This is a genomic window from Microbacterium oleivorans (genome assembly GCF_001691565.1).
Classification (GTDB): Bacteria; Actinomycetota; Actinomycetes; order Actinomycetales; family Microbacteriaceae; genus Microbacterium; species Microbacterium oleivorans_B.
Genome location: NZ_MAYO01000003.1, coordinates 1,788,604 through 1,800,745, shown reverse-complemented (window position 1 = coordinate 1,800,745; position 12,142 = coordinate 1,788,604). Strand labels below are relative to the sequence as shown.

General features: G+C 72.3%; 12 protein-coding genes. 5 read left to right on the top strand and 7 right to left on the bottom strand.

Features of this window, described 5'->3' with window-relative positions:
* Window positions 1–18: 18 nt before the first annotated feature.
* Both BBA86_RS11435 and BBA86_RS11430 read right to left on the bottom strand, forming a co-directional pair.
* Window positions 19–1,104 carry a glycosyltransferase family 2 protein gene (locus tag BBA86_RS11435; RefSeq protein ID WP_065571680.1) on the bottom strand — a complete coding sequence of 362 codons (1,086 nt, stop codon included), beginning with the start codon at window positions 1,102–1,104 and terminating at the stop codon, window positions 19–21.
* Window positions 1,105–1,109: 5 nt separating this feature from the next.
* Entirely contained in the window at window positions 1,110–2,327 is a 1,218-nt protein-coding gene (locus BBA86_RS11430) for a glycosyltransferase (RefSeq protein WP_065571679.1), read from the bottom strand.
* Window positions 2,328–2,521: 194 nt separating this feature from the next.
* Between BBA86_RS11430 and BBA86_RS11425 the strand changes: the two genes are divergently transcribed.
* From BBA86_RS11425 to BBA86_RS11405, 5 genes are read left to right on the top strand one after another with little or no spacing between them, the layout of a single operon-like run.
* Entirely contained in the window at window positions 2,522–3,589 is a 1,068-nt protein-coding gene (locus BBA86_RS11425; RefSeq protein WP_065571678.1) for a glycosyltransferase family 4 protein, read from the top strand.
* Window positions 3,586–4,623 (top strand): glycosyltransferase family 4 protein, encoded by a 1,038-nt coding sequence (locus tag BBA86_RS11420; RefSeq protein WP_065571677.1) that lies wholly within the window; start codon window positions 3,586–3,588, stop codon window positions 4,621–4,623. Before BBA86_RS11425 ends, BBA86_RS11420 begins: the two co-directional genes overlap by 4 nt.
* Window positions 4,620–5,312, top strand: a complete 693-nt coding sequence (locus BBA86_RS11415) for a hypothetical protein (RefSeq protein WP_065571676.1) — start codon at window positions 4,620–4,622, stop codon at window positions 5,310–5,312. The genes BBA86_RS11420 and BBA86_RS11415 overlap by 4 nt, the downstream gene beginning before the upstream one ends.
* Complete coding sequence (locus tag BBA86_RS11410) at window positions 5,309–6,217, top strand: hypothetical protein (RefSeq protein ID WP_065571675.1); 909 nt, start codon at window positions 5,309–5,311, stop codon at window positions 6,215–6,217. Before BBA86_RS11415 ends, BBA86_RS11410 begins: the two co-directional genes overlap by 4 nt.
* Complete coding sequence (locus BBA86_RS11405; RefSeq protein ID WP_065571674.1) at window positions 6,217–7,617, top strand: O-antigen ligase family protein; 1,401 nt, start codon at window positions 6,217–6,219, stop codon at window positions 7,615–7,617. Before BBA86_RS11410 ends, BBA86_RS11405 begins: the two co-directional genes overlap by 1 nt.
* A gap of 11 nt (window positions 7,618–7,628) precedes the next feature.
* On the opposite strand, the gene BBA86_RS11400 is transcribed toward BBA86_RS11405, so the two are convergent.
* The 5 genes from BBA86_RS11400 to BBA86_RS11380 are packed head-to-tail and all read right to left on the bottom strand — an operon-like array spanning window position 7,629 to window position 12,112.
* Window positions 7,629–8,531, bottom strand: a complete 903-nt coding sequence (locus BBA86_RS11400) for a glycosyltransferase (protein ID WP_065571673.1) — start codon at window positions 8,529–8,531, stop codon at window positions 7,629–7,631.
* On the bottom strand, window positions 8,528–9,307 hold the full coding sequence (locus tag BBA86_RS14465; RefSeq protein ID WP_065571672.1) for a PHP domain-containing protein: 780 nt from the start codon (window positions 9,305–9,307) through the stop codon (window positions 8,528–8,530). Before BBA86_RS14465 ends, BBA86_RS11400 begins: the two co-directional genes overlap by 4 nt.
* A complete protein-coding gene (locus BBA86_RS11390; RefSeq protein ID WP_141677863.1) occupies window positions 9,304–10,470 on the bottom strand; it encodes a hypothetical protein in 1,167 nt (388 codons plus the stop codon). Before BBA86_RS11390 ends, BBA86_RS14465 begins: the two co-directional genes overlap by 4 nt.
* Window positions 10,467–11,162, bottom strand: a complete 696-nt coding sequence (locus BBA86_RS11385; protein ID WP_083199557.1) for a polysaccharide deacetylase family protein — start codon at window positions 11,160–11,162, stop codon at window positions 10,467–10,469. The genes BBA86_RS11390 and BBA86_RS11385 overlap by 4 nt, the downstream gene beginning before the upstream one ends.
* Window positions 11,156–12,112: a glycosyltransferase family 2 protein gene (locus BBA86_RS11380; RefSeq protein ID WP_065571670.1), complete on the bottom strand. Its 957-nt coding sequence runs from the start codon at window positions 12,110–12,112 to the stop codon at window positions 11,156–11,158. The genes BBA86_RS11385 and BBA86_RS11380 overlap by 7 nt, the downstream gene beginning before the upstream one ends.
* Window positions 12,113–12,142: the final 30 nt, after the last annotated feature.

Below are 12,142 nucleotides of genomic sequence, written 5' to 3'. Positions count from 1 at the left end.
GACACCGCGTACGTCGCCCTAGCGGGTGAACACACCCGTCCGATGCCAGCGGGCCTCGCGGGCGTCGCGCTGTACACGGCGGACCGCGGCGCGCAGCGTCTGGATCGGCGTCGGGCGCTGCCCCCCTCGGTCGACGACGCGTGCCGCGGCGCGTGCGTGCGGGAGCGGCCCGTCACCGGGGTCGACCTCGGCGGCGAAGTCCTCGTAGCGCGCCCGAAGGTCCGCGTCGAGGCGCCCGCGATCGTCGGCGTGCACGATGGTGCGGAGTGCCTCGTCGGCCAGAGCGCGCGCCGCGAGGGAGCGGAGCCGCGAGGTCTCGGGCAGTCTCGACGCGGTCCAGGCGAAGAGGGTCTCGAACGCGTCCCGCCGATCTGCGAGGTCGCCGAAGGTCGGGTCGAGGGACTGCGACAGGCTCCCGGCGTGCTCACGGTGCCAGGCCTGGTCCGCGCCCTGCACGTAGGCGACGTCCGAGATCGCCGATACCCGCAGCCACATCTCCATGTCGTGCGTATGGGGCAGATCGCGCTGACCGCCCACCTTGTCGACGACGCTCCGGCGCAACAGGACCTCGGGCGACGTGATGACGTTGACCCCGGTCCGGCACCGCTCTTCCAGCCAACGGGCGCCCGACCACACGATCCACCGCCGCGCCCGGTGCCGGGCCGCCGGCATCCGGTCTCCCGTGAAGTGCAGCGGATGCCCGTACACGAGCCCCACCGTGGGGAACGCCTCGGCGACCGCGGTCGCGCGCGCCAGGGATCCGGGCGTCAGGGCGTCGTCGGCGTCGAGGCGCACCAGATAGTCGCCGCGGGCGTGGACGAGTCCGTCGTTGAAGGTGCGGACCGCCCCCAGGTTCTCGGTGTGACGCACGAGGCGCACCCGCTCGTCCTGCGCCGCGATCGCGGCGACGACGTCGGGGCTGCCGTCGGTCGAGCAGTCGTCGACGACGATGACCTCCACCTCGACCCCGCGCTGCGACAGCGCGCTCTCCACCGCCTGCGTCACGTAGGCGGCGTACTGGAAGCACGGGATCACGACGCTCACGAGCGGGCGTCGGGACAGCGGACGGACGCGGTGGCGTCGACGGGCCGGAAGCGGCGGCATCCGATTCACCGGCGGATGCTCGTGAGACGGGCGCGCATCACTTCGTCCGCGATGATCGCGACGGTGGCTTCCTGCGTCCGCCGCCACGAACGACCGACGACGGATGCCGCGACCTGCCGCGCGTACTCATCCCGCCCCTCACGACGCACCGCGTCGATGAGCGGCCCGGCCAGTCCAGACGGCGTCGCCCGTCCCCAGGCCGCGTGCGGGTTGGGCAGGTCGGCGCGCGCGAGCGGTGAGTCTCCGATGACCGGCACGACGCCGGCGGCGAGCATCTCCTCGGCCACGAGGGAGATGTTCGTGAACGACAGCGCGAGCCCTGCGACGACGCCGTTGTAGAGCTCGTTGAGCCGGGCGGGCGTCACGCTGCCGTGCTGGACGACGGGGAACGGGGCGTCGTCGACGCGGTCGCCGTAGACGTGGATCGGTTCGTCCGGACACGCGTCGTGGAAGAGCTCCAGGGCTCGCATCGCCAACGCGAAGCCGCGCCGGTCGTTACCGCGCTTGGCGTAGAGCACCACGCCGCGGCGCGGTCCGGTCGCGCGCTGCAGCCGGTACGTCTCGGTGTCGCATCCGAAGGGCACCTCGTCCGAGAAGACCCCCGCCTCGCCGGCGAGGACGCTCGCGACCATGCGTCCCAGAGCGATGTGGCGGAACCCGAAGTGGTAGCTGTCCTCCGCGAGCGCGTACTCCGCTCCCCGGGGGAGGAAGTAGGGCTCGTAGTCCTGGATGAACGACAGGATGCGCCCTTCGTCCACGCGGGATGCCGCGACGTGCGCCGTCGGCCAGGAGGTCGCGACGACCGCGTCGTATCCCCGGATGCGCTCCTCGACCGGACGGATGCCCGCGGTCAGCCACGGCCACGCCTCGCGGACGGTCGCCGCGTTCCGCTCGAAATCCCCGCCGTGACGGTCGTAGAGCAGCAGCGTCGTGTCCTGCCCCGCCTCGACTGCCGCCTGCATCATCCGGAACTGGGTCGTGTGCCCGCCGGACCCCGCGCTCGGTGGGATGGCGAGCCACGCGACGCGCAGCGCTTCGCCTGGGCCGGGACGCGCCGGCGGCGGCGGTCGGTGGGTGAGCGAGTCCGCGAGGTCCTCCGGGAGGAGCGGGAATTCGAGCTCACGGGCGTTCAGGCGCGCGCTCAGACGGAGCGCGGCGTACTGCGCGAGATAGCGTGGCGAGCGGCCTCGGATTCGAGTCCACACGTGACGACGACCAGACATGCATCCCCCAAAATGCGTGCGTGCCGGGCTCACGTCGTCCCCAGACGATCCCCAGCCCTGCGAGGGTATCGCACTCGTCGGCGGAGGGGTATAGTTGCCGCACGATCCGAGTGGTTTGGGGACCTACGGTGATGTTTTGGGGGATGGGCGTTCGCGCGCCCGCTGGGGAAAGACGCGTCGCGACCGATAGGGCCGTGCGTGTCCTCTACGTCCGCACGGAGGGACGAGCAGCGATCTCGCGCGCCGCGCGCCGTGAGCAGGAGGTCGCCGGTCTCGCGCCGCGTCGCGTCCTCGTCGAGGAGGCGTTCGGCTTCGACCTGCTCGGCGAGTCCGACCTCACCGAGCTCCCGGGTCTGCGCGGCAGAGTCCTGCGCTCCCTTCCGACGTTCCTCGCGCTCGGCCTCGAGGCCGCCCGGCGCGGGCGCGACTACGACGTCATCGTCACGTGGGCGGAGAAGTACACGGTGGGGGTCGCGACGGCGCTGCGTCTGCTCCGCCGCGGTCCGCGACACGTCGCGATCCTGGACTGGGTGTCCAAGCCCGTCGTGCGCGTGCCGCTGCGCATGGTGCGGCGCGGCGTCGACGACGTCCTGACGTGGAGCAGCGTCCAGGCAGCGGCCGCCGAGCGCCTCATCGGGTTCCCGCCGGAGCGGATCCACCGCATCGAGCACCCGGTCGATGAGCGGTTCTTCGCACCCGTCGAGCACACGCGCACGTCCGTCGTCGCGGCGGGTGAGACGCAGCGCGACTACCCGACCCTGGTCGCCGCCGTCGCGGGGACCGGCCTGCCGACGATCATCGCGGCAGATCTCGTCGGGTCTTTCCAAGGCGTCCGCACGCGGCTGACCGACGCGCGCACGGCGCTCGGCGAGGTCGAGGGTGTGCAGGTCGGCCCGATGGCACCGGCCGACCTGCGCGAGGCGTACGCGAGCGCGGTCGCGGTCGTGGTCCCGCTCGTCCCCGCCGACAACAACGCGGGCATCAGCGTCGTCCTCGAGGCGATGGCGATGGGGCGTCCCGTCATCGTGAGCCGGACGGTCGGCCAGGTCGACGTCGTCGAGGACGGCGTGAACGGGCTCTACGTCCGCCCCGGCGACGCCGACGACCTGCGCGAGAAGATCCTGCGCCTCGCGGGAGACCCGCTGTTCGCCGAGGAACTCGGGCGACGAGGACGCGAGACGGTCACCCGCCTGCACCGGACCGCGGACTTCGTCGCGGCGGTGCGTTCGCACGTCCTCTCCGCCGTGACGGTGCTGCGATGACGGCGCTCACGGTGCTGTGCTCGGCCGCACCCCGTTCGGGTGGCGGCGTCCGTAAGCCCGGCGGGGCGCTTCCCTACGGCATGGCCGAGCTCGGCCGACGGTTCGACCTGCGGTGGCCGACTCCGCGGCAGGATGCGCTGTCGCGTCGCGTCGACGGCGCGATCCGGCGGCTCTCGCCCGGACGTCGCGGATGGCAGCTCGCCCGGGCAGCCGGCCGCCCGCGTTCGGGCGCCGTCTTGTCCGTGTTCGAGGACGCGGGCCTCGCGTACGCGCGTCGACGGGGGCGCGGACCCGCGCACGTCATGGTCGCCTGCTGGCTGGCTCAGGACGTCGCCGACCGCCCCTCGGCCGTCGGCTCCTGGCGGACGTCGCTGCGGTCGGTCGACGCCGTCTGCGTCTACTCGGCGAATCAGCAGGACATCCTCGCCGGTGCACTGGGCGTCCCCTCGGACCGGATCCGCGTCGTGCCCTTCGGCGTCGACACCGACTACTACGACCCTGCGGCCGCGACCGGGGCACGCGGCGGAGGTGGCGTCGTCGCGGTCGGCAGCGACTCCCGCCGGGACTACGCCACCCTCTTCGCGGTCGCCGAGCGCACCGGCATCCCGATGACCGTCGCCTGCCACCCGCGCAACGTGACGGGGATGCCGGTGCCCGCCGGCGTCCGCATGGTCAGCGTGTTCGACGCGGACTACCGCGACCTGCTGCACCGTGCCGACGTGGTCGTGACACCGACGACCGCGCCCGCGTATCCGTCCGGCCAGTCGGTCGTCCTCGAGGCCATGTCGATGGGGACGGCGACCGTCACGACCGACTCCGCGGCCATGCGCGACTACGTCGACGACGGCGTCACCGGCCTCCTGGTGCCGGCGCACGACGCGGACGCGCTGGCCGGCCGTCTCGAGCACGTGCTCCGCGACGACGCGCTCCGCAGGCAGCTGGGGCAGGCGGGTGCCCGCGCCGTCCGCGCCCGCTTCGGACTCGCTCGGCAATGGGATGCCGTCGCCACCGTGATCGAGCAGGTGGCGACATGACCCTCTACGGTCTGCTGGGCGTGTTCCGTCGTCGGTGGTACGTCCTGGCGCTCGTGATCGCGGCGACCGCGGCTGCCGGTGTCGGCTTCGCCCGCGACGGTGGTCTGTACGTCACGCGCACCCTGATCGCCTTTGACGCACCCGACAGCGGTGCCTGGGAGGACGGCGGCAGCGCCGACCGGGGCATCATCGTGTTCGCCTCGGCGGTGGCGACGGAGGTCAACGGGGGGCGCTCTCCGCTGGCGTACTCCACGGCCGACGCACCGTTCTACGGAGCGGGGATCCGTCAGGGCGTCCGCGTCGCGGTGCCCGACACCGGCGGGCAGTGGGAGGTCGTCTACAACAAGGCGGCCATCACGATCGATGCGGTCTCGCCGAACCGGCAGTGGGTCCTCGATCAGCAGCGCACGAAGGTCGCCGCGGTGCTCGCCGCCGCGTCGGCGCGGCAGGCGTCGATCACACCTGCGAATCGCATCGCGGTCTCGGTGGCACCGCTCAGCGAGACGATCGAGGACGTGGTGCCGTCGCGCGTGGCTCAGGCGCTCGCGGCGGCGGCGCTCGGGGTAGTCGCGCTGCTGGTCGGGGGATGGCTCGCGGTGGCCTGGGATCGCCGCGCGTCGGCCGGCGGGAGACGTCCCGGAGGGGTCCACGGACTCCGCCGGTTGCTGGGGGGAAGAGAGAGAACATGAAACTCGCGGATGTGGTCGGCGCGCTGCGCCGACGGTGGTACGTCCTGCTGGCCGGGATCCTGATCGCTGCGGGAGGGGCGACGTACGTCTGGATGACGGTGCCGCCCGAGTACGAGCGCACGGCGTCGCAGCTGCTCCTCCCGGGGAAGGCGACGATCCCCGAGGATGCGAATCCCTATCTGTTCGTGGGGGGCCTGTACCAGGTGGCGGACATCCTCGTGCGCGCGATCGGCCCCGACGACGTCGCCGCGGCGACCGCAGAGCACCCCGACGCGACGGTGGCCGTGACGCGGGACACGGCGGCGGGGGCCGTCATGATCGTGACGGTGACGGCATCGAGCGAGGATGCCGCGGCCACAGTCCTCGAGAACGTGACTGCGCTCACGGCCTCGCGGCTGGGCGAGCTCCAGGACGAGAAGTCGATCCCCGGCGACGAGCGCATCGAGCTCGTCCCGCTCACCAACGCGACGCAGAGCGTCGTCATCCAGAAGACCCGGATGCTCACAGCGGCTGCTGTCGGCATCGGCGGTCTCGCCCTGGGCGCCGTCGCCGCCGTGCTCGCCGACACCTTCCTGCGTTCTCGCCGCCGTGCGAGGAGCCTCCGCGACCCGCAGGACAGCGGCCCCGCGGACGAACTCCGCGACGGCGATGAGGGGTCCGAGGAGCCCGGGTCCGCCGAGGTCGAGGCACCCGATGCCGACGCCCCCGATCCCGATGCAATCGAGGCCGCGGAGCACCCGGCATCCGCTGAACCGGACGACGAGCGAGTACGGGAGACGGTCGCGCCGTCGGCGATCAGGGGAGGCCGGTCGGCCGGCCGGGCCCGACCGCGGCGTCGCGGCAGCTGGCAGGATCCCGGTGAGGACCGGATGGACGCCTTCGAGATCGAGCGGGAAGCCGGCTGATGCTCCGGCGGCTCGACCGCGTGCCGGCTCCTGTGGCCGCCACGGGTCACACGGGCTGGCGCCCCGCGGGCGTCGATGCCGTCACGATGCTGACGATCTACATCGTCCTGCTGTACGGATTCCCGTCGAGCTTGTCCATCGCCGTCCTCGGGTCCTTCGGCAGACCGCAGTTCCTGTGGGGCCTGGTCCTGCTCGGATGGTGGCTGCTGGCTCGCCTGCAGCCGACCCAGAGCATCCGCTCCGTGCCGCAGCCGGCGCGTATCGCGCTCGGCGCATTCCTCGTCGTCTGCCTTCTGAGCTTCGCGCAGGCGATGCTGCGGGGGCAGCCGTTCGACCAGATCAGCCCGGCCGCATCGGCGATCGTCAGGTTGTTGTCGTGGACCGGAGTGGTCCTCGTCGCGATGGACGGCATCCGGAGCATGAGCGACCTCATGAAACTGGTCCGCCGTCTCGCGTTCGCGGGCGCCGCGGTCGCCGTCCTCGGCCTCGTCCAGTTCCTCACCGACCAGCCGATCATCGATTTCCTCACCGGGTTGCCGGGATTCACCGGCGACGCCGGCGGCATCGACAGCCGCGGCGGCTTCATCCGCCCGGCGGGGACGGCGACGCACCCGCTCGAGTACGCGACAGCCATCGCGGTCGCCCTGCCTCTCGCGCTCGCTTGCGCCATCGTCGGCGACGGCGGGCGCAAGCGCGCCCGATGGTGGACTCCCGTCGGCATCGTCACGCTCGCTTCGTTCCTCGCCGTCTCCCGTTCGGCCGTCATCGGCTTCGGGATCGCCGTCATCGCCGCCATCCCCGGTCTGCCGGCGCGGTTCCGGCCCGCGGTCATCACCGTCATCACCGTCGCCTTCGCCGGTGCGATGGCGGCGGTCCCGGGGCTCTACGGCACGATCGTCGGCATGTTCCTGGGCGTCGGCGACGACCCGAGCGCGCTCTCGCGGACCGCGGCGCTCGACCTGCTCCCCGTGTTCCTCGCGTCCTCTCCTCTTCTCGGGGCGGGCACCGGCACATTCCTGCCGCGGTACTACATCTTCGACAACCAGTGGGCGCAGATGACCGTCGAGATCGGTGTGCTGGGAGCGTTGGCGTTCGCCGGAGTGCTGCTGGCGGCGGCGTGGAGTGCGTGGCGCGCCAGTCGTGTGTCGCATCTGGAGGATCTGCAGGTCGTCGGCCGCTGCGTGACCGCCTGCATCGTGACGATTGGCGTGCTGTTCGGGCTCTTCGACGGTCTGGCCTTCCCGATCTCGGCGGGCACCGCGTTCCTCGTCGTCGGCCTGTGCGCAGCGGCGCGAACGGTGGGATTGTCGGACGGCTGGGTGGCCCTCGGCGGAATGACCGCGGATGCCGGCCGCCGAGACGCGTCGCTCGACGCCGCTCCCGTGCCCGCTCGATCCTGACCGGCCCCGCGTCAGCGGGCGACGCCCCCGGCACGGGGTGCGGACCGGATCCTGCGGAGAGTCGTCTTCACGCGGTCGAGGCCGTCCTTCCCCCACACGCGCAGCAGCAGATCGCGCCCTCGGGAGCGGATGCCGTCGCGCACGGCCCGCGCAGGGCCGCGGACGAGGAGGTCGGCCGCGAGTGCCATCGCTCCGGGGGTCGGCAGTTCCTCCAGCATCCCGGGAAAGCCGGCCCGGTGCGGGGCGGGAGCGACCAGGCGGCCGCGGACCCGGTTGCTGACGTTCTGCCCGTGCACGACCTGCAGCCAGGCGGGGGGCCCGCTCACGACCGTGACGGGGAAGTGGTCGTGCAGGCGGTTGTGCCAATCCCGCCAGGCGGTCTTCGGCGATTCCCACGTCTCGCTGACGCTGCAGAACGCGTTCTCCCGGTCGGTGCGACGGTACAGTCGGCCGCCCTGCACGATCACGCCCGTCTGCAGGTAGATCGCGGCTCCGATGCTGCGCCGCGCACATCCCTGCAGGCGTTCGACGAAGTCGCGCGCGACGGCGTCGTCGTTGTCGAGGTTGGTCGTGAGGAGCATCTGGCGGCCGGCTCCCGTCAGCGCGCGTGCGTCGGCCGCGGCATCCTGCCAATCGACCCGCTCGCGGTACAGCGGCACGAACAGGCCCTCGTCGATGAACGGCGCGAGGCGGGTCAGCAGCCAGTCCGGCGAGGCCGGGTCGAGGTAGACGATCCAGGTGACGTCGGTCACGGTCTGCCCGCGCATCGACGGCACCGTGTACCGCTCGAACAGGGCGACACGGTTGCGCAGCCACCCGTCCTGAGCGCGGATGAGGCTCTCGGGTCCGGGGGTCGGCAGGTTGAACCGGGTGAGGATGACGTGGTCCACCGTCCGGGAGAGGTCGTCGATCATCGTGCACGCATCCCTGTCTCGAATCGCCGGATGAGCGGGGCGACACGTCGTCGCACGGCTTCGAGGCCGTCCGCCGCGCGGGCGAGAGGCCCCGTGGAGAAGTGGCCGATGTCCGCTCCGAACGCGGTGGCTCGCATCCGCCCTGCCATCACGGCGTCGACGACGTGGTCGGCGCGCGCAGCGGCTGACAGTGTCGCCGCGGGCGCGGGGACCCGGACGCCGAGCGGATAGAGCTGGCGTGGCCCGTGCCAGTCGAGGGCGGCCATGGCCGGGATGCCGTATCGACGAGAGGCTTCCGACGCCCACGCGCCGGGGCGGATGCCGTCGTACTTGCGGTTCCAGACCTCCACGCCGGACAGGCCCGTCGACCACGCGGGGTCGAAGCGGCGCCAGGCATCCCGTCGTCCGGGGTGGGCGAAGACGGCGGCGCCGCCGTCGCCGCGAACGCGGGCGAGGACGTCGCCGATGACGGGGGAGCGGCCGTAGAACGGAGCCCGGCCGTAGACGGGGAGGTGAACGACGTGGTCCGGGTCCTGATACTCGATCCCGGGAACGAGGAGGAACCCGCGTGCCTCGCTGATGCGGTCGCACTCGCGTTGGAGCGCGGCCCATCCGCTCTCATCCATCGTGCGGTCGTGGTCGCAGACCAGCGCGCCGTCGAACCCCGCACGTCCCAGTACGGTGACAAGGCGGTCGAGACCCCACTCGGAGTCGTCGGAGTGCGCTGTGTGGATGTGGGACGCGAGGGTCAGTGCGGTCCGGGCAGAAGCGGTCATGCGCGTCGCCGTCCTCTCATCAGTGCGGTGACGGTTCCCACGGTGTCGGCGAGCAGGACGGCGGGTTCGCGCGCGGACCAGTTGTACAGGCGGTCGCCGCGACGGATCGTCAGAAGATCGCGGAGGGTGTCCCGGAGCGACGGCCACCCCGAGACCGCACCCGATTGCGGGCCGCGGACGACGAATGCCAGGTGGGCGAGCTCCCGACCGAGGTGTCGTGCGACGATCCGAGGCGGGTCGTCCGGGGCTTCGGGAGATCTCGGGATCCCGAGAGCGGTCTGCGTCGCCCACGCCGGATACTCGAGCCCGCGCCGCCGGGCGAGAGCCATGCTCCCCCAGGCTCTTCCGTTCAGCTCCATGAACCAGGGGACGCCCGCCGCATCGCGAAGGAACTCGACCATGAACATGCCGCGCCAATCGACGGATGCCAGGAGCCGCCGGATGGGCTCCACGAGAGTCTCGTCGACGTCGATCGACGCGCACGCCGACGACGCCGACCCGTGCGGGTTCACCATCCGCACACGTCGGTGCGCGCTGAGGACCGCTGGGCCGGTGTCGTCCACGTACCCGAACACGCCCTCGCCGACCCCGGCGAGGAGAGGTTGGCGCAGCAGGGGGCCGCGCAGCCGGTCGCGGCTCCGATCGAACTCCCCGCGATCGCCGCAGATCGCGCCGCTGGGGCGGACGAGCCTGCCGTCGACCTCCACTACCGCGGCGGCGGACTTCAGGACCACCGGCCACACGGCGTCGCCGGCCGCCGCGTCCACGGTGACCACGTCGGTGGGGGGAACCGCGAGACCGGCTCGCGCGGCGGCATCCATCTGCCGCGACTTGTCGAGCGCGAGATCGACGCCGGCGCGGGACGGCCCGACGAAGACGGCGCTCCGCGGGTCGACCTGCGAGGTGAGCCACAGTGCGGCGTCATCGAGAGGGAGGATCGCATCCGGCTGACGTGTGCGGACGAGTTCGGCGAGGTCGGACCGGGCCGCGCGGGCGTCGGTCTCGGGCGGAGTGATCGTCACGATCTCCACACCGCCCACGCGTCGGAGCGGGCTGCGTGTCCCGCGACGCTCCATCGCGAGGACCCGCATTCCGGACCGGCGCAGCGACCACGCTGTCTCGACCGCGGCGAACGCGTCCGCGAACCCCATGAGCACGGTCACCGCCACCTCTTCACCGCCCGGGTGAGCGCGCGGGCGGGCCACCGACGGGTCGTGCGCGTCGGGCGATCGAGGAGGGCACGGATGCTGGCGGCGTCATCGCTGTGGATCACCGAGTACCGCGTACGCATCGCTGCCGACCCGCGGTTCCACCCTTCGTCGACCGAGTAGACGTTCGGGAATCCGCTCCGGCGCAGTTCTCCCAGCACCCTCCGGTCGTACAGTCCCTGGGGGAAGGCGGCGTGCGCGATCGGCTCGCCGACGATCGCGCCGAGGCGCATGGCGGACCCGATCAGCTCGCCGTGCAGCGTGCCCGCCTTCGCCAGTTCCGGCCACGGCCGGTGGGTCGCGCCGTGCGTGCCGAACTTCATGCCGTGCCGCGCCAGGTCGACGAGTTGCGCGGCATCGAGGGAGCCGGTGGCGCCGATCCTGTCGGTGATGACGAAGAAGCGTGCGTGGATGCCGCGATCGCGCAGCGCGGGGAGAGCCACCTCGTGGTCCGACGCGTTCGCGTCGTCGAAAGTGATCTGCACCCGCCGGTGGTGTCGCACGGCGGTGTCGAGGATCTCGTGGAACCGGTCAGCCGTGACCCAGAAGCGCTCCTCGCCGGGCTCCAGCATCCGGCCGGGGGTGCCGATCCCGTGGAAGTTCAGGATCATCACGCGCCGGTGATCGGCGGCATCCCACATCACCATGTCGTCCTCGTCTCGAGCGGGGTGGAAAGGCGTTCCGGCAGGGGTTCACCGGCGGGGAGCGACGCCCAGCGGCGCCGGTCGAGCACGATCGGAAGGGCGTGGCGATGACGCGCGTCGTGCGGGCGGAGGGCGTGCTGAACGGCGACGGCCGCGCGGAACAGAGCGGTCCGGCCGGTGCCGTGGTGACGGGCGAAGTCGCGCACCCGGTTAACGGAGAGCAGCGCCACAAGGGCGGCGGGCTGACCCGACCCCGAACCGTCGTGCTGCGCCTGCGCAGCCGGAGTGAAACGCACCCGGAACCCGGCCGCACGGACGCGGCGCGCGTAGTCGGTCTCTTCCGCGTAGAGGAAGAAGGTGTCGGCATCCCACTCGCCCACCGCCCGCCGGCAGGCGGCAGAGACGAGCAATGCGGCGCCTCCGGCCCAATCGACGTCGCAGGGGCGAGCGTAGTCCTCGTCCCGGCGCAGCGTCTCGCCGAACCACGCGGGTCTCGACCGCCACCGCGATCCGAACACGGCGTCGCCGAGCGCCCGCAGGGGCGTCGGCTCGCGCCGCAGGCTGTCGAAGCGCGTCCCGGTCTCGCTCTCGCGCAGGAGTGGAGCGACGAGGCCGACGCTCCCGTCGCCGAGTTCGGCCATCAGCTGCGCGACCGTGGTGGGCGCGACCGTCAGATCGGGGTTCAGGATGAGGACGTGCTCCGCCGCGTCGATGCGTCGGAGGGCGACGTTGATGCCTCCCGAGTACCCGAGGTTCGCGCCGGTCGCGATGACGGTGGCGTCGCCGCGAGCGCGGACGATCGCGACCGTCTCATCGCGCGACCCGTTGTCGACGACGACGGCGGCGGGGGCGATCGTCCCGGCCGCGAGGGAATCGAGCAGCGCGCCGATCGTGTCGGCGCTGTTGTACGTCACGACCACCGCGGTCACCCCCGCGGGGCTGCGGTCGTTCATCGTTCGGCTCCTTCGGCTCGCGTCGAGGCG